General features: G+C 40.5%; 13 protein-coding genes. 3 read left to right on the top strand and 10 right to left on the bottom strand.

Features of this window, described 5'->3' with window-relative positions; genetic code table 11:
- Positions 1 to 5 precede the first annotated feature (5 nt).
- Positions 6 to 1,073, top strand: a complete 1,068-nt coding sequence (locus tag G7B18_RS02845) for a HEAT repeat domain-containing protein (RefSeq protein ID WP_164122044.1) — start codon at positions 6 to 8, stop codon at positions 1,071 to 1,073.
- Complete coding sequence (locus G7B18_RS02840) at positions 1,067 to 4,495, top strand: sulfatase-like hydrolase/transferase (RefSeq protein WP_164122043.1); 3,429 nt, start codon at positions 1,067 to 1,069, stop codon at positions 4,493 to 4,495. Before G7B18_RS02845 ends, G7B18_RS02840 begins: the two co-directional genes overlap by 7 nt.
- Here the strand turns inward: G7B18_RS02840 and G7B18_RS02835 are convergent.
- The 3 genes from G7B18_RS02835 to G7B18_RS19290 all read right to left on the bottom strand — a co-directional run bounded on the left by G7B18_RS02835 (position 4,492) and on the right by G7B18_RS19290 (position 8,097).
- Entirely contained in the window at positions 4,492 to 5,754 is a 1,263-nt protein-coding gene (locus tag G7B18_RS02835) for a YaiO family outer membrane beta-barrel protein (RefSeq protein ID WP_164110738.1), read from the bottom strand. The genes G7B18_RS02840 and G7B18_RS02835 overlap by 4 nt on opposite strands.
- A 288-nt stretch (positions 5,755 to 6,042) precedes the next feature.
- Positions 6,043 to 6,870: an aminotransferase class IV gene (locus G7B18_RS02830; RefSeq protein ID WP_164110736.1), complete on the bottom strand. Its 828-nt coding sequence runs from the start codon at positions 6,868 to 6,870 to the stop codon at positions 6,043 to 6,045.
- A 9-nt stretch (positions 6,871 to 6,879) separates the two neighbouring features.
- Entirely contained in the window at positions 6,880 to 8,097 is a 1,218-nt protein-coding gene (locus G7B18_RS19290; protein ID WP_317164264.1) for a helix-turn-helix transcriptional regulator, read from the bottom strand.
- Positions 8,098 to 8,962: 865 nt separating this feature from the next.
- Between G7B18_RS19290 and G7B18_RS02820 the strand changes: the two genes are divergently transcribed.
- The gene (locus tag G7B18_RS02820) at positions 8,963 to 9,505 is read left to right on the top strand and encodes a hypothetical protein (protein ID WP_164110734.1); all 543 of its coding nucleotides are present in this window, start codon (positions 8,963 to 8,965) and stop codon (positions 9,503 to 9,505) included.
- 525 nt (positions 9,506 to 10,030) lie between these two features.
- On the opposite strand, the gene G7B18_RS02815 is transcribed toward G7B18_RS02820, so the two are convergent.
- From G7B18_RS02815 to G7B18_RS02785, 7 genes are all read right to left on the bottom strand, one after another.
- Positions 10,031 to 10,345 carry a hypothetical protein gene (locus G7B18_RS02815; RefSeq protein ID WP_164110732.1) on the bottom strand — a complete coding sequence of 105 codons (315 nt, stop codon included), beginning with the start codon at positions 10,343 to 10,345 and terminating at the stop codon, positions 10,031 to 10,033.
- A gap of 206 nt (positions 10,346 to 10,551) precedes the next feature.
- Positions 10,552 to 12,123, bottom strand: a complete 1,572-nt coding sequence (locus G7B18_RS02810; RefSeq protein ID WP_240452755.1) for a RagB/SusD family nutrient uptake outer membrane protein — start codon at positions 12,121 to 12,123, stop codon at positions 10,552 to 10,554.
- 2 nt (positions 12,124 to 12,125) lie between these two features.
- Positions 12,126 to 15,413, bottom strand: a complete 3,288-nt coding sequence (locus G7B18_RS02805; RefSeq protein ID WP_164110730.1) for a TonB-dependent receptor — start codon at positions 15,411 to 15,413, stop codon at positions 12,126 to 12,128.
- A gap of 135 nt (positions 15,414 to 15,548) precedes the next feature.
- Positions 15,549 to 16,511 carry a FecR family protein gene (locus tag G7B18_RS02800; RefSeq protein WP_164110728.1) on the bottom strand — a complete coding sequence of 321 codons (963 nt, stop codon included), beginning with the start codon at positions 16,509 to 16,511 and terminating at the stop codon, positions 15,549 to 15,551.
- Positions 16,512 to 16,565: 54 nt separating this feature from the next.
- The gene (locus G7B18_RS02795; protein ID WP_164110726.1) at positions 16,566 to 17,132 is read right to left on the bottom strand and encodes an RNA polymerase sigma factor; all 567 of its coding nucleotides are present in this window, start codon (positions 17,130 to 17,132) and stop codon (positions 16,566 to 16,568) included.
- Positions 17,133 to 17,328: 196 nt separating this feature from the next.
- Positions 17,329 to 19,617: a beta-glucosidase BglX gene (gene bglX / locus G7B18_RS02790; RefSeq protein WP_164122042.1), complete on the bottom strand. Its 2,289-nt coding sequence runs from the start codon at positions 19,615 to 19,617 to the stop codon at positions 17,329 to 17,331.
- Positions 19,617 to 20,963: a glucoamylase family protein gene (locus G7B18_RS02785; protein WP_164122041.1), complete on the bottom strand. Its 1,347-nt coding sequence runs from the start codon at positions 20,961 to 20,963 to the stop codon at positions 19,617 to 19,619. The genes bglX and G7B18_RS02785 overlap by 1 nt, the downstream gene beginning before the upstream one ends.
- Positions 20,964 to 20,986 lie beyond the last annotated feature (23 nt).

The following is a 20,986-nucleotide window of genomic DNA, read 5'->3' as shown; positions in this document are numbered from 1 at the left end:
GAGTTATGTCACAATTGATCACCATTCATGAACTGGTTGTAGTAATTATTGTTGTATTGCTAATCGTTTTGATCTTGATTATATCTGTTTTGATCTTTAGCTTTTACAGATACAGGTCGCTACAGCATCGGTTTGCGTGGTCAACAATTATCCAACAAAAAATAACGGAAGCTATTGTGGAAGGGGCAGAGAAGATGTCGGGAGATAATTCGTTTTCACTCCATCTCAAGGAGCCTTCTTTTCGTCGTTTTTTCTTGTCCACCTTAGTTTCGTCTGAACAGAAATTTATGGGTAAAGCAAGGGATGAGATAAATAACCTTTTTAGGGTTTATGATCTAGAACAAGAAGCTTGGAGGAAAATCCGTTCCAAACGGGACTATCTCATAGCCGGAGGGATACAGGAGCTCACCGTGATGAAGGTCGAGTCGGCGGTACCACAGATAGCCCTTTTTTTAAACCATCCTCGTCGACAGGTCTATCAAGAAGCACAGTATGCTATTGTGAGTTTTAAAGGGTTTGATGGTTTGTTTTTTCTGGATAAACTTGTAACACCGCTGTCCGATTGGCAACAATTACGGTTGCTACGTTCTATAGATACAGTACCCGACGGACAGATGCAGCACATTGTAAGTTGGTTGGGTAATAAAAATGAAACGGTGGCTGTGTTCGCATTGCGGCTTATAGGGCAGTTTCAGCTTCTTTCCTATTATCCAAAAGTGTTATCTATGTTAGACCACGAATCAATAACGGTACGTAAACATACTGTTCGGATATTACAGAAACTAGAGAATAGTTACACCGTAAGCCAATTGATTTCCTCTTTTGGTCAACAGCAATATGAAGTGCAGTTGGAGATATTAAAGGCTTTGAAAGTCGCAAAAAGTAAGCAGGCAGAACCGTTTCTTCAAGAACAGTTATGGCAACATCCTAATGTAGGGATTAAGGTGGCGGCAGCAGAGGTATTAATGATCTTGGAAGGTAAGTCTTATTTAAAGGATATCGCGGAGTCGCAGGATACGCCAATTCAGATTGTACATATTGTTAAACATGCTTTACAACAACAGATATGTTAGAATTTGCTCATATTCTATATGAAGTAGTAATATGGTTGTTTATTTTATATGCTATAGCCATATTCTTGATTTACAGCTGGGTGGGCTTATATGCCTATGGGGCGGTATTACGGTATAAGCATGAAAATACTTTCACAGATTACAATCTGATTGCAGTCAATCCGAATGCCCCTCGGTTTAGTATTATTGCTCCCGCTTTTAATGAGGGAAAGACTATAGTTGACAATGTACGGTCGCTTCTTTCCATCTATTATCATAAACTGGAAATTATTATCGTTAACGATGGCAGTCGGGATGACTCTATGGAGCAGCTGATCCATGCTTATGATCTGGAGATGGTTTCGTTCTTTATTCAGGGCAATATATGTACGAAGGAAGTAAAGGGAGTATACAAGAGTAAAAACCCAGCTTTCAAAAAACTCCTTGTCGTGGACAAAGAGAATGGAGGTAAGGCGGATGCACTCAATGTCGGGGTGAATATATCTTCAGGCGAGTACATCGTATGTATAGACGTCGATTGTATTTTAGAACAAGACGCTATTTTAAAACTAGCTAAACCCTTTTTGGAACAGACCAATAAACGGGTGATTGCCTGTGGAGGAGTAATCCGTCTAGCTAATAACTGTAAAATTGAAAATGGTAAAGTAATTGAGGTCAACCTACCCCAGACCTGGTTGGGACGTACGCAGGCTTTGGAATATATTCGGGCATTTGTCTTGGGACGCATGGCTTGGTCCAGGGCATCGGGTTTGATCTTGATCTCTGGTGCATTTGGTGCGTTTGATAAGGAGATTGTATTGGCTTGTGGGGGCTATGATAGCGATACGGTGGGGGAAGATATGGAACTCGTGGTACGCATGCGCCGTTACATGGAAGAGGAAAAGAGACCTTATGAAGTGGTGAACATACCGGATCCGTTGTGTTGGACCGAGGTGCCAGAATCAAGGGATGTGTTGAAAAAGCAACGCAACAGATGGATGCGAGGTACAATAGAAACCCTGTGGAAGCATCGTAAATTAATGCTTAATCCGAAATATGGAAGGCTCGGGATGGTCAGTATTCCATATTGGTTTTTCTTTGAACTCTTGGGGCCTATTGTTGAGTTTACGGGGTATTTTATCTTTTTAATATTTTGGATCTTAGGAATCATCAATTGGCCATTCTTCTTCGCACTATTGGCATTAGTAGTTTCATCAGGTATATTATATTCTATTTATGCAGTTTTGATCGATCTAGTGGGGCATCAGGTATATACAAAACGAAAAGATCTATCTAAACTCATAACGACAGCAATATTAGAGCCTATTTACTTCCATCCTATAGTGGTAAAAGCGGGAGTAGAAGGAGCAATCGATTATTTTCGAAAAAAACAGGGATGGGGAGAGATGACCCGACAAGGATTTCAGCAAGGAGTAAAGGGACTGCCATGGTGGCAACAGTTTGGAGAATACCTGCGGATGGTAGTGAAGAACTATACACCTATAGCTGCTGTTTTTTTGCTGTTCTTTCTTTTGACGGTTGGTGTAGAGCGTTGGTGGTACGCTCGGCAATTTGAACAACTGGAAGGTGCTGCTATAGGATGGCCGCTTTTTACAGATAATTTTTGTGTAGGCTTACAGTTTGCGCTTGCGGGGGGGCTTTTCTACCTCTTAATAGGTGCCATCAGTAGTTCCTTAGCAAGAACCTTTGCCATCGTTTCATTTTCGCTGATCATTATCACACAGTTTGTGTTGTTTTTATACTTTTCCGAATCCCGGAATCTACTCGGTGCAGATATATTTTACTATACGACAGAGGAGTTGAGTCAGATTTTGGAGGCAAGTGGTATGCTGAGTTGGACCAATATCGGATTGTTCGCTACGCTACTGCTACTGGTGGGCACACCTTTTTGGATTGTTAGCAAATGGCAGATGAAGACCGTTTTGGTTGGCTGTGTTTTCTTTGTGATCGGACTTCTCGTTTGTTTTGTCCCTATAGACCGGATTAACAATTCGCTTAGTGGAGATGAGTTTGTACAGAATGCCGAACGCAGTAAATGGCGGTATTTCTTGGCTTCGAATGCGACTAATTACATTCAGGAGCATCCATCGATTGCCGGTATATTAGGAGACGATGAAGTCGATGCCATGGGAAAAGATGATGAGTTTCCATTTCTACGTGTAGAAGATACTAAAGATCTGTTAGGACCTTATTTCAATTTAGCAGGCAGTCCTCCAAATCTCGTTGTTGTTATTGTAGAAGGATTGGGGCATGCTTATAGTTCGCCATCCGGATATATCGGTAATTTTACACCGTTCATTGATTCGTTAACTCGACGAGCATTGTATTGGCCGAACAACCTAAGTACATCAGGTCGGACATTCTCCGTGTTGCCTAGCCTATTAGGGTCCTTGCCTTTTGGGACTCATGGTTTCTTGGAGCAAGAGATCCTGCCCAAACATTTTAATCTTTTTAATGTGTTGAAGAAAAATGGGTTCCACACGGGATTCTATTATGGAGGAAATGCTGATTTCGATTTTATGAAGAAATTTGTTCGCTATAGTGAAGTGGACACGCTTATCGATCAATGGGCATACGAACCCCCTTATAGAAAGCTGCCTGCAAATGGTGGTGGCGAGAGCTGGGGGTACGAAGATCAAGCAGTATTTGGTAAAGTGTTAGAAACACAACGACTGCAATCGCAACCGTACCTTAATGTGCTGCTCACCCTATCAACGCATAATCCATTTTTGATCAATAATGTGGAACATTATGAAAAGATCTTTGATAAGCGTTTGAAAGGGGCCGATTTGTCTGCCGCAAACCAAAAATGGGCATTGGAAAATCGTAAACAGTTGGTGTCTGTATTGAATCTGGATGAGGCCCTCCAGCAATTTTTTAAAAGCTATGAGAAACGTCCAGATTTTAAAAATACCCTGTTCGTTATTACAGGAGATCACGCTATGCCTGAAATACCGTTACAGAGTAAGATTGATCGCTATCACGTTCCTTTAATTATATATTCACCCTTGTTAAAGTCTGCTCACACCTTTCGCCATATCGTAAGTCATCTCGATGTTACACCTTCGTTATTGGCTTTTTATAGAGAAAACTATAAGCTACAGACACCTGATCAAGTAACCTGGATAGGCCGTGGGCTTTCTGAAGGGCCTTCTAGTCGTAGCGCTGGTGCTGCGATGATGCAAAGTAAAAATCAGTTGATCGATTTCGTATGGGGCAATTATCATATCTCGGATAATAAACTCTTTAAGCTAGATGCCAAACTAAATGAAGAGCCTATATCGGACGACGCTATGAATGAAGCGCTAATACGTCGCTTTGAAGCTTTTAAGAAGGCTAATAAGAGGTCTTTTACGCAGAAGCAATTGATTCCTGATAGCCTTTATACCCGATATTTTCAGGGAGTTACATCAAGACATTAAAATGTTTTGATGTAACTCCCTGTAAAGTCAAACTGATTACCTTTTTCCTTTGGTCTGAACTCCTGATTGTAGTATGTGGATGATATCGAAAAAAGATTGGTACGTTTGATGGAGAAGTTGTATTCTGCTCCTACTTTAAATGTCTTTAGCTTGTATATGTTGTTGTCTAGTAGGTTGTTGCGGTTTTCTTCAGGACTTAATCCTGTCCCTATGATAAATCCAAGATAGTCATTAGCTCCCTTTGTATAGTAGCGCACTGTTCCAGCGTAAGACTGCGAGATGTTTTTGTTGTCCGGTGTGAGGTAGGTCTTTAAATTGAACCAGAAATTTTGATAATATTTACCCACTGAGGCTGTGTACATCCAAATATTGTCACTGAAATAGAGCTGGCGGTAGCCTATTTCCCCTTCAAAGCTATGAGGTAGGTTTGCATACAAAGATACGCCTGTCCTATATTTTGGGAAAATACCGACATTGTCCGAATAACCTGCGCCTACATATAGATAAAACATTTTTGAAAGTCTGGGGTAAGCTTCCAGTTCGAACTGCACACCATTGTCTGCAAACTTGTTGGCATAATTGGTACGGAATATCACAGATCCAATAGGAGTTGCTCTTTTATAACTCAGCCCTACAATATGCCAGTTGTCTGCAAATTGCTTGTCAAAATGAGCAAAATTGTATGTGAGACCTATTGCATTTTTGGCGGTGTACTCTTTGATACTTATGGATAGAGCCCGAGCCTCAGTATGTTTAGGGTTAATTGCTAAAAGCTGATTTATCGTTTTCTCTGCGAGCTGGTAGTTGCTACTGCTGTTATTTATTTTTGCTTTTAGTAGGAGTAGGTTTTCTGATGATGGGTGAACATAAAGACCCCTGTCAATTAGTGTATTTGCTTTGTTATATTGATCGTTCCAGTATTCCAAGGATCCATAGGCTAAAAAGAAATCTTCATCTTCTACTTTTTGATTATCCAATTGTTCGAATACATATCGCGCAGAATCGATTTTATCGGACCAGGTGTAGAGTCTACCTAAAAAAATACGGATATCCGTGTAGTTTGGTGCCTTTTTTAAGGCTTGCTTACTGAGGTCAATTGCTGCAGGGTAGTCTTTTCGATCAAAGGCACTACTACGTGCGCGTAGAAACAATTCATCGGCAGTGAGATTGCTCTCTTGCCCGGTACTATACACAGGCACAATGAAAAGGATAAGCAGAAGAGAACGCCATTTTTTCCAGATGAAAAATTGTGTTGACATAGGATGATGATGATTACTTGTTAAGTAGGTTAAAGATAACAAAAAAGTGTTTGTACAACGGTGATTTTTTTTGTTACAACTCGATCATTTTTGATAAAGTCGTAGAAAGGTTTATTTTCATTACAACGGTAAAGATATTTTGTTGCTTTTTGCCCCTAGCCATTATGCCGATAGAAATACGTTGTTCCGTATAGAGCCGTACGAACTTAATCGTTTGATAAGTTGGTCCATTAATAAAGTCACCCTTTTTGAAACCTTTAGATTACCATTTGCTAACTTTTAGGTCGTTCACCGCTGATAAACCAATATTTCTAAGCGCCTTTGTAATTGTTTGGTGATAGGGCCTGCGCCAGATTCAAAATCTTTATATCCCAGCACAGAAGTGATAGGAGTTATGTTTTTGGTTGTTGAACTAATAAAAGCTTCTCGTGCCCATTGCAGATCCACTATACTTATGTCTCGGACCTCGACTTCAGTTACTTCCCTTGCTACTTCAATGATTTTTTTACGCGTTACCCCTTGCAATACATCATCGGCTGCTGTTAATAGATTCCCTTCTGAACTCACCAAAAAGAAATTGGCACGTGGACATTCCGAGATGAGCCCATTTTGCACATAGACTACGTCGTCTGCCCCATGCGATTTGGCTACTTTTAATGCCTGTATCCCCATGACATAATCTATCGATTTGACTTGGCTGAAAGGTCGGTGATAGTCAAAGGGGAAAAGTCGTATTCCTTGTTCTTCTTGACCAATATTCCGTGTGATAGAATGTTGACTGATAATCAGGTTGGGCTCAGCGATACTATACCCATCGCTGCTGTATCCGCCGGTTAATAGTATCTTGATGCCCGATTGGGGGATGTTATTTACTTGCATTAATACCTCTATAAAATTCTTGAGTTCGTCTCTAGAATATTTCACGGGGAGATCCATCAATTCTGCAGATCGATAAAAGCGGTCCAGATTGTCTTCTAGAAAGATTGCTGTATTGTTTACTGTTTTGAAATAGTCGAATATACCATAACCACGGGCGATTGCAAGATCATTTGTAGCTAATTTTGCTTCTTTTTCTGGAATCAGAACTCCGTTGAAGTTTACATAGGTTGCGTGCATTTTTGTTTTTTAGTTAGAACTGAATAAATCCGTACGGCTTCCTATTCCTAAAATAGTATAAATCGTTTTCAGATGATATTTTACCGTATTTTCTGAAATAAAGAGCTCATTTCCGATTTCCTTATTTGTTTTACCTTCTTTTAATAGTTCAATGATTTGTTTTTGTCTTGGTGTAAGTGAAAATTGCTCTAGATCTAGGCTATTCTCACCTTGATCATTTATTGCCATGGTCACTCGTTCCAACTCTTTCCGCATCAGTAAATTTTCGTGTTCCAAGAGGAGATTACGTTGTTTACTTACCTTAAATAGGCGTAATAAGACAGTAATTAATACAAGCAAGAGAATAGAAAGTATAGTGAAAAAAAAACGTGTTTTTCCAGCATATTGAATTTCTACATTCTTTCGTGTTGCGAGAAGCTCCTTTTCTAGAACGGTAAGTTTGCCATTCTCAAAAGGTGCATTATACGTACTGGATATCGCTACACCTTGTTTTTCATGCATTGATGCATTTTTATAGTCCTCAATTACGGTATAGAAGTGACTCATGGCATAGTGTAATATGATTTTGTAAAGATCCATATTATACTTTTCTGCGTAATGCATACCTTGGTCAAATGCCTGCTTTGCCTTTTCCTGGTCTTCGAGGTGCTCACTAAGCCCTATTAACTTGGAATAGATAATGGGTAGGTGTTTCGGACTTTGTATCTCTAAGATCGTAATCCCCCTGTTTAATATGGACTCTGCTTGTTTAAATTCCTTATTTCTTATAGCGAGTACAGCTAGCACATTCATATAGAAGGCATGACTTTCCGCATTTAGTAAGTTTAAGTTCTTGAAGTCAATCTCTAATTGTAATTTTGTCAGTTCTTCATAGTTCTGACTATCAAATGTAATTAGCGCTTTTTCAACAAGTACTCGAATTTCCGCTTCTTCCTTTTTGTCTGTTTTTATCCCATATTCGAGTGCTTTATCCAGATTGTTAATCGCCTCTGGATAGTTGAATACCCTTTTATAGGTTAGTGCTTTTTGGAGGTAGGCATTGTATCTGTCATAATTTGAGGCATTGTCGGTATGGATGATATTATCTAGTTTTAATAGGGAAGCCTCATAACCTTTTTTATCATTGAGTTCAGAAATTTCTTGATGCAGTTTGACTGGATCAATAGGGCTGTGCGGGGTACAAGAAAATGTAAAAAGTAGTACAGCAAATAATACGGATAATCTCATTTTTAACGAATCGTAACAAAATATTGGAATTTAATCCATCGCCTTATTTTTCAAATGTAAATAATTACTTCATAATCCGCCAGCTGACGGGGCCAAAGTGTTTTCTGCACGTTTTTGTTTCGAAATGGTGTACATGCTGCTTCGCGCTCATTTCTGTTTGTGCAGTTCCATTACATGGATATTTTATACTTACTAAGATTACAAAAATAGAAAGTTAATATTGCTTTCTGTAGAAATCTCTTGATTTGTTTTTGTTTTTTTGGTCAGTAGGAGCGCGGAAGAATTATTGGTTCTGCAATAGGTTAGTACTAGTGTTATTGAGTATTAGTATTGTTTATCTATTAGGATGACATGTGACTATGTTCAACTTGTTTTAACCTGTGTTTTTTTGTTATAAATGTAATTTTAAATTTCTTTTTTGTTTTTTTCTGCTTTTTCTGTACCGCTATACGGTCTTCTTATGTTTTTTTATAATTCATTTGTTTATAGTTTTTTAGGTTTATTAAGTCCAATTGCGTGGTTTTATTTTTTTTAAAAACTACCCATAGAATAATAGTGTCTACTTAAATCTGATTACAATATTTCTTTTTCTTCCAAACTTCACATTGTTTTTCACAGTGAAAGGCCCAACCAAGAAGTGTGCAGATCAGCGGATTTGGCCTAGAGCTATGAATGAATGTTTGACAATTGTTAAATATTGATGTTATGAAAAGCTATTTAATTGAATGGGACGACTTAATCTTTTCTAAAAAAAGGTTAATTAAATCAATTAATCGTGTGTTTTTTCAGGTTATTAATATGTGTTTGGGACATTGTCCTTAACTTTGTTTTTAGAAAAACAGGTGTTTCACTCTTCTTTCTTGTAATGTTTGCACATGAAGTTAAGTCGCAATGTACATATAACATTGATGCAGGATCTACAGTTGTAAATCTTGTCGGGGTATCTACAAATGGACCTATGGAAGCAGCATTTGTATGGACGTTTAATAATACAGTATATGTCGCTATAAATTCTACCCACGACTTGGCCGATATGTACATTAACTCGCCTACCGTTACCACAACGAATAAGGAAGCGTGTGGAGTTGGGGTTAATTTGATCGTTAATAGCAATTCTCCAGGGACAGATCCAAAAACAGGACTAAAAGGTAATCTGAATGATGCTAAATGGACATTTAGGTTTGACAGAATTACATTGCTCCCATACTTGAATGATGGAATAAATTACATTACGATTCATGGAATTGGTGGAGGTCATGATGTAAATGAGGCACAATACACATTTGTAGTTCCAAAAGTTGACGTGACTGTTTATAAAAACTGGATAGGTGGATCGAATTATCCGAGTATCAATGTAACGCTATATGGTATGGAGGCGAACAGTACAACTGGAAAGATGCAGCAGTAGTATTGGATCAACTGGTACGTACATTGAGAGGCAATCCAACGTTTAAGATTGAGTTATTCAGTCATACAGATAGCAGGGGTAGTCATCGCTCTAATGATCAACTTTCTTAACGTCGTGCAGAGAGCGCTGTAGATTATATTATTTCTAGGAGAATCGAATGGGGCCGGATTGTCGCCAAAGGATACGGAGAGCGTCGCTTGTTAATCATTGTGCCGACGGGGTTAAATGTACAGCAGCAGAATATCAGGCTAATAGTAGGACCGAAGTCGAGGTGCTGAAGTATTAGTTATTAAGTTTCATATTTTACATGGTAACCGATCCCCTCGGTGCCAGATTTGTTTGGACAGCCCTCGCTATTGCGAGGATTTATTTGGTGTTATAATGCTTTTTTTTCCGAGTAATCTTACGTGTCGTGTGGTTCGTAGTTGTTTTCACGCAGATGATTGACCAAAAGCTAGAGGTCTTTTTCAAAAATCTGGTAGAGAGGTGTTATTCAGCTTATCATGCGTGCACTTATGTCTCTTTCTAATGCGAAATGTAGAATGAGTAGTTGATCGCTTCGGTGTTGATTATTGGTGTGCTATGGGATTTTAGGATATCTAGGTTTTCTAAACTATTTGAACCTAATTTCAGCTGATATGTTACGATTTGAAGCTTTGATCCAAATGAGACCGTTATATCCAATACACCTTCTATCGATAGAATTCTTCCGATGAAAGTATCGACGTAGATACCTTCGATATCCGAATTGATGGAGATCATGACTACACCCAGAATATCGGTTAGTGACTGCGATACAATGTATAGCTGATGAGTTGTTTTGGTGAGGATAAGTTTCAAAGTATGCTAGCTGTACTGAAATTCCATTATTGCAGACCTACAGTCAGGCGCGAGCTTTAACAGTCAAGCACAAAAACGCCTGAAGCGGGGAACTTCAGGCGTTTTAAACTAACCAATTATTAACCTAAATTATGAATACTAATATAATATCCAAATCTGTGCCAATTTAATATAATGTCATTTTTGTTTAACCAAAATTAACGTTTTTAGCGTGTATATACTTGTTGTTTTTCGTAACCGGGGTTTTGAGATAAACTTGGGTTTGCTTCTATGGCGCTGATCGGAATAGGAAGCAGTACTTTATATGCTGCGGATACAAAATCTTTCTCTTCTCGGGCGTCAAGGTATTTACCGAAGCGGATTAAATCAGTACGACGATTACCTTCCCAGTATAATTCATAACCTCTTTCCTTTAATATTTTATCCAGATCTACCGTGGTATAGGCAGGCATGCCCCGTTTTTTGTTACGTAGATAGTTGATGTCTTCAAGGGCTCCTGTAGCATCACCAGATCGGAATTTTGCTTCTGCACGCATGAGGTACGTATCGGAAAGCCTATACAGCGGGAAATCGTTTCCTGCATTGCTCGTGTTGGTCGTGGATGGATTTGGAGCAAACTTAACAATTCGTACACCAGCCTCTTCTTTGGAGTTTTTGATACTAAACTCTTTAGTGAAGATCAATGGTGCTCCAGTGCGTGTCTTTAGTGCTACACCTGTAGGCGAGTACTGCTGCCCGATGAGTAGACCTTGGTTAAATCCTAGTTGTCCAATAAGGCGTTTGTCTTTATAGCGTTTGTCGGATGTATCCCAGGTGTCGACAAAGGAAGGAGTAGTACAGCAGCCATTCCATAGACTGGTAAAGTTGCCAAACTTTTGGTTGTAATGCAGTGTTATGGGGATCCATACCGATCCGGTTAGCCCTACGGTCTCATCGTATATAATTGATAAGATCGACTCTGTGCTGTGTAGGTATTTGGCATTGTCATACTGAAATAAACCCCAATAGTCATCTGCAATGTTATATTGCCCCGAACTGATAATGTTATTACACTGCTGTATGGTTTCGTCCCATTTAGGTGTACCTAGAAAAACCTGATGGTTAAGATAGATGTTTGCCAAAAGCATTTGAGCAGCGGCTTTGGATACACGTCCATAAGGGACATCGGTTTTGGATTTCAATGCTGGAATAATTTCATTGAGATCTGAGATCATGCGGTGTACTGCCGCGCTACGGTCTAGAATTACCGGTTTTTTTGAATAATCAGTTTCAGTATGTTCTCGGAACGGAAATTGGCCAAAATTATCTGTTAATTTAAACATACATAACGTCCGGATGAATTTTACCTCGGCTATGTACTGATCTATCTCAGGTGATTTTGGAAAAGCAGATAAATACTGCAGAGCGACGTTGCAACGGGTAATTCCCAGCATAAAGCTGTTCCAGGTATTCCGTATATAGATGTTGGTAGGCGTGTATTCATGTGTGGATAGTGTCTGAAGATCCGGAGTCACCCAGTCCGAACCGCGTGCAGGCCAGGCCAGCTCATCTGTAGTCGCGAGTAGCGTTCCCCATACACCCGATCGGTTTTGCAGATCGCGCATGTAGGCATAGGCCGGAGCAACGATCATTTCCACATTTGCGGGATTGTTGACTAATTTATTGCCATTGACCTCATCAAGTATCTGTTCTTCTATTTTACAGGAGTGAAACAGCAAAAATGTAAGACAAAGTAATAGAAATGTGGGTTTCATATGTGCTGCATTAAGATTTTTCATAATTAGAATTCTACGTTTACGCCAAAAAGTATTGTCCGTGCTTTAGGATAAGTCGTCCAGTCTATCCCGATAGATGGTACTCCCCCAGATGAGTGGTCCGCATTCACCTCAGGGTCATATCCTGAATATTTTGTTATCGTGAATAGGTTATTGGCCGAGAGATTAAAACGTACTGAATTGATCCAATCTACATCCCTTAGCTTGAGATTGTATCCCAAAGTAGCATTTGAAAGACGCAAGTACGAACCGTTTTCAATAAATCGACTACTATAGGTCAATGTTCCATTTGGATTTTCATCGGTCTCTATGGCTGAGTTGCTTGCGTTCCATTCCTTCGCGATGAGTGTATTCTGATTGATGATATTTGCGACATTATTGTATACTTTGTTGCCATATACACCATTGAAAGCTACGTTTAGATCGAAGCTTTTGTATGCTAGAGAGGTGTTGATGCCGTATGAAAAACGGGGTAGAGCCGATCCCAAAGTCTGTTGAAGTTCAATGCCGTTTTCATCCTTTTCAAATAGGCTATTACCCTGTTCATCAAAACCTAAGAATTTTCTGCCCCAGAAGGTGCCTATAGCATAACCGTTTTTGATAATCTGTGAGGAATGGCCTGTGATACCTGGCCCACTAGGCGATCCAGTTGTGATCTGGCTAATAGGCAATCCCGATACCCGATTTTTTATAGTCGTGAAGTTGAATCCCAAATCCCACGTGAGATCTTTCTTTTCTAAGATAACACCGTTTAGAGAGATTTCTATTCCTTTGTTATTGATTCGCATATCCTCAACATTGGTCCACACTCTGGTGGTTGGAGCAGGAGAGACTGAAAAGACCTCTAAAAGCACGTCTTTTGTAGTTTTGTCAAATAAATCTATTGTACCATTCAGACGACCTTGTAGAAAGCCGAAATCTAAACCTAGGTTTAGCTGATCGGTTTTCTCCCATTTAATATCTGGATTTGGGGTGCGTGTCAAGGTCACACCCTGAATAACATTTTTGCTTGATCCGTCTAAGATAGCACCACCCGATGAGCCTAGGAGCATTTGTGAGATTTTATTGGGTATTTCTTGATTTCCTGTAATACCCCAGCCTGCTCTTAGCTTCAAGTTGCTAAATAGATCGATGTCTTTAATGAATTGTTCTTCATTCATACGCCAGGCTGCAGATGCCGAAGGAAAGTAGCCGTACTTATTGTTGCTACCGAACTTTGTCGAACCGTCTGCCCGCATAGTTGCTGTCAATAAATATTTGTCGGAAAGGTTGTAGTTGGCACGACCGAAGAATGATTGCAGTGCATTTTTTAATATGCTTGAACTGACCGCCGCTTGTTTTGAATTACCTAAACTGAGATCGTTGACATAGTCAAAGTCATCAATAGTAAATCCTTCTTCAGTAAGCTTATAGGATTGCGCTTTAAACTGTTGATAGGAGTGCCCCGCCAAAAGATTGAATCGGTGTTTGTTATCAACGTTGAAGTCATAGGTCAGGAAGTTTTCAGCCAAACTACTATTCTGCTCCACATTACTGATATCGACTGTGCCCTTATTGGTCAAATAGATGAGGCTGTGGTGTTGTGTCACTTTTCGTGAAGCATTGGAACGATCCGAAGCCAGATTGATTTTGTATTTTAAGCCCTTAATAATATCCAATGACGCTGTTATATTCCCCAAGATACGGTCATTCTGGTTGTTATCGTTGGTCAGGTTGATCATCGCCAAAGGATTTCTAACATCCTTGCTTAGTTGATAATAACTTCCATCCGGGTGGTAAATAGGTAGTGTAGGGTTGTTTTTTAAAGCCGAAAGAATGACATCTCCCTCAAAACCTCCGGTTTCGCCTATAGGTACACGTCGGTCTTTTGTACGTGCCGCCGTAATATTGGCCTCGATTTTCAGCCTATTGTTGATTAGGTTTTGACTGATGTTGAATCTTGCGGTTAGTTTTTCTAATCCGGTTTTACGGATGATACCTTCTTGATCCATGAAGCCAAGAGATCCCCGATAGTTGCCATTTTCATTTCCTCCTCCATACGAGAGATTGTGGTTTTGGGAATAGGCTGGCCTGTATATTTGATCTTGCCAGTTGGTGCTTGCTCCATAGTCTCCACCCGAGATCCCCTTGGAGGTACGGTAGGATTTGAATGTTTCGGCACTCATGACATCCAGTTGTTTCGGCAGCGTAGATATGGAGGCATTGGAACTTATGTTGAGAATACCTTTGCCACTTTTTCCTTTTTTTGTGGTGATGATAATAACTCCGTTGGCTCCCCTGGATCCATAGATAGCAGTCGCCGAAGCGTCTTTCAAGATATCCATGGAAGCAATGTCATCGGGATTTAGAAAGTTTAGCGGATTTTTAGTGGCATTGCTTCCAGCACCCGATATTGTTGCACCAGAGGGTTGGATATCGGTAATGTCGAGTGGAACCCCATCGACCACGTAAAGTGGGTCTTGCCCCGAACGTACCGAGTTGGATCCCCGTACACGAACCATTGCACCAGCGCCAGGTTCCCCTCCATTGGTGATAATATTGATCCCAGGAGCTCGCCCCTGCATTAACTCAACAGGGTTGGTCACCAGTCCTTTGTTAAAGTCTTTGTCTTTGAGTGATGATATCGATCCTGTTAAATCTTTTTTATTCACAGCACCATAACCTACCGATACGACAACTTCGCTCAGTCCGACAGCGGAATTGCCTAGCGTAACATCGATGTTGGATCTCCTCGCGGTAGATACTGTCTTATTTTCCATACCTAAGTATGAAAAAATTAAAGAAGCATTGCCTGTTCCAACAGTGATTTCATAGCGACCGTTATTATCGGTACTAACTCCACTCGAGGCGCCTTCGCTTTTGACAGATACACCGCGGAGAGGAGTTCCCATTTCATCTGTGACAAGGCCTGTTACTTTTCGTTGTTGCGCACTTTCTTTGGATCTCGTAGCTTTCGTTTTCGGTTTTAAGACGATTAGGCCATCAGGCTTAATCTCGTAGCTGATCGATTCGTTTGGAAACAACTTGTCGAGCACTTGCTGTATAGAATTGTTTTTTACATGGATACTCACCTTTTTAGGGATATCTAGTTGTTCTCTTTGGTAGAAGAAACGATAGGTTGTTTGTCTCTCTATTGCTTTGAGAATGTCGATAATACTTGTTTGATCATAATCAAGATCAAGGGACTGATTTTGTTGTGCAAAGCCGGTATTTAAGCAGAGCATAAATAAAAACAAGTGAGTCCCGTACCAACATCTTTGAAGAAGACGTTGTTTTTTAGGTGTTTTTTGCATAGTTTTAAGTAAAGATTAGTTTTTAAATCCTTTATTAATTGGTCTTTGGTGCCGAAGGAGTTTTCGAAGGGTCTTTCGGCATTTTTTAATGCTTCTTCATTTTACATAAGCCTAGGTATTAAGGTTTGTTTTATTTTATTTTTTGATTTCTACTGTATTATTTTCTCCCATGCGGTACTGAAAAGGAAGTGTCAGTCTGAGAATGTCTAGTACAGAAGCTAATGTTTCGTTGCGAATCGTACCATCATAATGGTAGTCAAATAATTCGGGGTCTTTAACGATAAAATGTACATGGTATCTACCTTCTAGAATTTTAAGTAAATCCTTGAAGTTTTTGTTCTCGAATTTAATCTCGCTTTCTTTCCAAAGTGACGCAAATCTGCTGTCGACTTTTGATAGATGCGATTCATTGTTTTTAGGGTCAAAATAGTATTGTTGACCAGGTTTCAGTATGACTGCTTTAGGACTTTTATTATTCTCAACCAACGGCAGTATTTCTATGGATCCATGTTCCAGTGTGGTGACTACCGGGCTGTTATCAGGAAATGAGCGGACATTGAACGCAGTACCGTGGACCAATACTTTATAAGAATTTGTGCTTACGATAAATGGGGTTTTGGCGTCTTTAATGACGTCAAACCAAGCTTCACCTTCTAAGGATACTATGCGCTGATGATCCCTGTTGTCTTTATGATAACTGATTTTTGAGTTAGCATTTAGCATGATTTTGCTCCCATCTGGTAGAATAGCCTGTGTGATAGCGTTGGTTGGTGCTATAATCGTAATCGGAGTTTCTTGCTCAGCAGAATTAGGGTAATTGTACCAGATCAGCATACTACTTAGTAATCCGAGGACAAAGATCGCGGCACGGGATGTTATTGCTCTAAAGAGCTTCGTACGGGCGATGCGTTTATTTTTAAGCACCTCTTGCTCTATTCTTACTTGTACGCGACGATAGACGTGATTTAGATCATGGTCTGATTCATAGTTTTCAGCTCCAGAGTCTAGCAAATCATATAATTCTTTTTTTGCCTCAGATTCCAATTGAGGTTCAAAAAAGGAACGATCTATCTTCTTTTGAAATTCTTCGTTGTGCATATATAACTATATACGGACAAATCCAATAAGGTACTCACTCCGAGCGAAAATATTTTAATAAAAATAGTAGAATACGAGATAGAGCATATATTTACTGTCGATATGCTGTTTCAAAAAGGACAGTGCCCTATAAATTTGGTTTTCCACTGTGCGGATGGATAGACTTAACTTTTGAGCAATCTCTTCATGCGTTAACCCTTCGACTCGACTCATAGTGAATATAATTTTTCGCTGATCAGGTAATTGTGCGATTAACGTATCGATTTGCTGCTGTAGTTCATTATACTGCAATGTATTCCAGGTGCCGTAATCCAGTTCTGTAGCTGTCATGGCGTTCAATTCCAGTGCAAGCTTATCCAATTTACGTTTTCTTAGTTGATCATAGATGAGATTAATTGCGATTTTGAAAATATATGCTTTTATGTTTCTGTCTTCGTCGAGTTGATTTTGATGCTGCCACAATTTGAAAAAGACGTCTTGAACAAGTTCCTCGGTATCTTCTACAGATTTCAGGTAGGAAAACCCAAAATTGTAAATCCGTGGTGCGTACTGTTCAAAAAGCGTTTTAAAAGCTGGACTATTTCCATCTTCAATAATACTATTATTAGAAAATAGTTTCATCGCTATACTGTGATTAATCTTAATTCGGTTTTTTTTGCGCCGAAAGATACGCAAGTAGTCGAAAAATGCAAAATTAATCTTGTTCCTTCCTTCTTTTGTTTATTGGTAGACCTATGTTCCGGAGAGTCTCTTGTGCGGGCTGATAAACACGGGAGGGATTCTGTGGTTTTCAAAAATCATAAAGAGAACGGCCTGTCTAGCGAATGAATGTGAAATTAGCCTCTTTAGTATCGTGCGAATTGGTGCCTATATATACTTTAAAGTCTCCAGGTTCAGCAACGTAAGCCAAATCTGCATTATAGAATTTTAGATCTTCTTCCGAAAGTATGAATTCCACCGTCCGGCTTTCCCCTTTCTTTAAGAATATTTTCTGAAAGCCTTTTAATTCCTTGACAGGCCGGGTTACACGACCGACCAGATCTTGTATATACAGCTGTACGACTTCCTCGCCATCATAGTCACCGCTGTTTTTTATGCTTACGGATGCTTTTATTTTTACTTCAGGAGTGAGGGTGTGATGATCTAATACGATCTCACTATATTCAAAATCCGTATAGCTAAGTCCATAACCAAAAGGGTATAAAGGAGCATTGTCTACATCGAGGTAATTGGATTTGAATTTTTGAAACCATGGGCTATTTCCCAGCGGTCTACCTGTGTTTTTATGGGCATAGTAAAGTGGAATCTGTCCTACATTTTTAGGAAAAGTAGCTGTGATTTTTCCAGAGGGGTTGACATCGCCGAAGAGGACATCTGCGACAGCTTTACCTGTTTCTGTACCACCAAACCATACATTGAGTATGGCTGGCACATGCTTGTGCTCCCATGTTAATGTCAATGGTCTTCCTGTGAACAATACCAGGACTACAGGTTTTCCTGTAGCCAGTAAAGCCTTTAACAGATTTTGTTGTGTCTGCGGAATATTAAGATCGGTACGGCTTGAGCTTTCTCCTGACATTTCAGAAGATTCTCCCAGAGCGGCTACGATAACGTCTGCCTGTCTAGCTATGGTCAATGCTTCTTTGATAATGTCTTGCTCTGGCCTCTTGTCGCGAGGTATTGTCCGTCCAAACATGGTTGCTCGCTCTTGGTATAAAGAATCCGTCAGCAGATTGCTGCCGAGGTGTGTCAGGATTTCGACTTGATTTCCTAAGGCTTCTTTCATCCCTTCTACCAGTGAAGCCGTAAGGGCATGGTCAGCACTGACACTCCAGGTACCGGGCATATTAGCCCCGGTATTGGCCAATGGGCCGATTACGGCTACAGTTCCTTTCTTCTGTAAGGGGAGTGTCTTATTCTCATTTTTGAGTAGGACAAATGTTTTTGTCGCAGCTTCACGCGCTTTCTCCCTATGCGCTGCCGTGAATATATCCTTTTTTGCTCTTGTCTCGTTGCAGTAACGGAAAGGATCTTCAAATAGTCCAAGTTTATATTTCAATACCAAAACATTCCTGCAGGCATCATCAATCCGTTGTGCTGTGACTCTTCCTTCTAACAAAGATTTCTTAAGTGTGTTTAGAAAACCTTCACCCACCATGTCCATATCTAGTCCTGCCTGCAACGACAGTGCGGATACTGTCTGTAGGTCGCCCAATCCGTGGTCCATTAGTTCATTGACTGAAGTATAGTCAGACACGATCATACCCTTGAATCTCCATTGCGCGCGTAAGACATCGGTTAATAACCATTTGTTAGCTGTTGCAGGGACACCGTTTATATCGTTGAACGAAGTCATAATACTTGCCACACCCGCATCCACAGCTGCTTTGTAGGGTGGGAGGTACTCGTTGTACATTCTGTGTAGGCTCATGTCGGTGCTGCCATAATCGCGACCAGCCTCAGATGCACCATAAAGTGCAAAGTGTTTGACACAAGCAGCCATCGTATTGGGGGCTTTAAGATCATGGCCTTGTAAGCCCTGGATCATAGCCGATGCTATCTGTGCGCCTAGATAGGTGTCTTCACCTGAACCTTCAGAGATACGTCCCCATCTGGGGTCACGAGATATATCTACCATAGGTGAAAAGGCCCAGGAAATACCGTCGGCTGTTGCCTCAGTAGCCGCAATGCGCGCGGTCTCTTCAATGAGAGGCAGATCCCAACTCGCGGCTAGCGCAAGTGGAATCGGAAAAGCTGTGCGATACCCGTGTATAACATCCATGCCAAATATAATCGGTATTTTTAGTCGTGAATGTTTGACTGCCAATTCTTGTGTCTTGCGTATTTTTTCGGGTCCGCTCATGCTGAATATTCCGCCGATCTGTCCCTTCTTGATCTTGGCCTCGACATCTGTCGATACCGCCGATCCCGTTATCGCTTCACCGGCAGTAACAAGATTAAGCTGTCCTATCTTTTCATCCAGGGTCATCTTTTTCATCAACTCATCGATAAAACGATTCATTTCCTGCTCCTGTGCACATAGCATTGTCGGTATCGATAGGATAACCGTTAATAACCAGGTAATATGTAGGTATATCCTGTTCATTATTTCAGATAAGGGCTTTTAAATTCTAGTTTTTTTAATCCATTTTGGATTTCTGGAGCCTGCATAAAAAGATCCCAGATCAAACCCGATCGATAGTTTTCGATCATCACCACGATAGGGCCTTGATCAATAGCCAAGTACCTTTTGGGGAACCAATCTACCGTCTCGCTGTAAGCATCATAGAAGCCATAATCTCCCCATATCTTATCTTTTAGATGACGCATGAGGTAGTTGGCGAAGGCGATACTCTCTGTTGGTGTATAGGGCATCGACGATAGCGCTGCAGTAGGAGAGATTACGCCACTGTCGTTGTCCGGATGGTGGGCATCATATCCTTTGAGGGAGTAGCTCGCCGTCCAGCCCCAGCCTTTGTCTGCACCATAGCCTTTGTAGTGGGCCGGATTCAGATCCGCATAGGCGATATTGATTTTGGTGTGATTGACCACCAGATCCCAATAGTTCGCATAGCGATCTGTCAGATCTTTTGGGTTAAGTCCAAGAAAGCTGTAGTGCGACCAAAATAAGGGGCCTACTTGACCTGCTTTTGCATTATGTTTTAGTACGGTCGGAATATCGTATTTGGATATGGATTGCTTAATAGCGCCTGATCTTGCCCAACCTTCATGATATACTTTCGGATCTATACTGTGTAGGGGGGAGGAGGCTGCGAGTAGATATGCAATAAGGCATTCGTCAAATCCTTGGATAGCATGGTTCATTCCAAAAGCATGATCTGGACTCCAGTGCCAGTATAGGACGTTCTTGTTATTGGTGTAAAAATCCCATTCTATACCTCGCCATAAGCTATCTGCTTTGGCAGCGATAGATTTTTGTTTGGAGTCGCCGTCCTTAAAATATTCCCTAACTGTGATTAAGCCTTGTGCAAGAAAAGCTGTTTCTACAATGTCTCCTCCATTATCCTTGTCCGAAAAGGCTTTAACTGTTGCCTGGTCTCCATTGTACCAGTGTGCCCATGCACCGTGAAATCGAGGTACTGCCCCTAGAAAGTCGATCACTTTGTTCAATTGGGCTTTACCTTGCTCTTTTGTGATAAAGCCTCGCTCTATAGCTACAACTGTGGCCATTAATCCAAAGCCGCTTCCTCCGATAGTGACAACATCTTGGTCATCTAGCGGATAATCCCCGTCGATATGTATGCGTTCACGTGCTAGGCCTGAAAGGGGCTCTGCGCCTTCATAAAAGTAATTAAAAGTCTTTTTTTGGATTTCCGTTAGTAGCGAATCTGTCGACGATTCCATGTGAGAATTGTTCCCATTATGGGTTTTGTTCTCTGCACAGCTAGAGAAAAAAGTTACGGCAATTAGTATAAATAAATTGATGCGCATAGTTAGAAGAAAGCTTAGTTTTA

Source organism: Sphingobacterium sp. xlx-130, assembly GCF_011007405.1.
GTDB lineage: Bacteria > Bacteroidota > Bacteroidia > Sphingobacteriales > Sphingobacteriaceae > Sphingobacterium > Sphingobacterium luzhongxinii.
This window is presented reverse-complemented; position numbering and strand designations above follow the sequence as displayed.

Excerpts from the sequence above, each read along its gene's own strand:
- G7B18_RS02810 (WP_240452755.1), bottom strand. The coding sequence starts at position 12,123 with ATGAAAAATCTTAATGCAGCACATATGAAACCCACATTTCTATTACTT.
- G7B18_RS02820 (WP_164110734.1), top strand. The coding sequence starts at position 8,963 with ATGTTTGCACATGAAGTTAAGTCGCAATGTACATATAACATTGATGCA.
- G7B18_RS02795 (WP_164110726.1), bottom strand. The coding sequence starts at position 17,132 with ATGAAACTATTTTCTAATAATAGTATTATTGAAGATGGAAATAGTCCA.
- G7B18_RS02840 (WP_164122043.1), top strand. The coding sequence starts at position 1,067 with ATGTTAGAATTTGCTCATATTCTATATGAAGTAGTAATATGGTTGTTT.
- G7B18_RS02800 (WP_164110728.1), bottom strand. The coding sequence starts at position 16,511 with ATGCACAACGAAGAATTTCAAAAGAAGATAGATCGTTCCTTTTTTGAA.
- G7B18_RS02835 (WP_164110738.1), bottom strand. The coding sequence starts at position 5,754 with ATGTCAACACAATTTTTCATCTGGAAAAAATGGCGTTCTCTTCTGCTT.
- G7B18_RS02785 (WP_164122041.1), bottom strand. The coding sequence starts at position 20,963 with ATGCGCATCAATTTATTTATACTAATTGCCGTAACTTTTTTCTCTAGC.
- bglX (WP_164122042.1), bottom strand. The coding sequence starts at position 19,617 with ATGAACAGGATATACCTACATATTACCTGGTTATTAACGGTTATCCTA.
- G7B18_RS02845 (WP_164122044.1), top strand. The coding sequence starts at position 6 with ATGTCACAATTGATCACCATTCATGAACTGGTTGTAGTAATTATTGTT.
- G7B18_RS02830 (WP_164110736.1), bottom strand. The coding sequence starts at position 6,870 with ATGCACGCAACCTATGTAAACTTCAACGGAGTTCTGATTCCAGAAAAA.
- G7B18_RS19290 (WP_317164264.1), bottom strand. The coding sequence starts at position 8,097 with ATGAGATTATCCGTATTATTTGCTGTACTACTTTTTACATTTTCTTGT.
- G7B18_RS02805 (WP_164110730.1), bottom strand. The coding sequence starts at position 15,413 with ATGCAAAAAACACCTAAAAAACAACGTCTTCTTCAAAGATGTTGGTAC.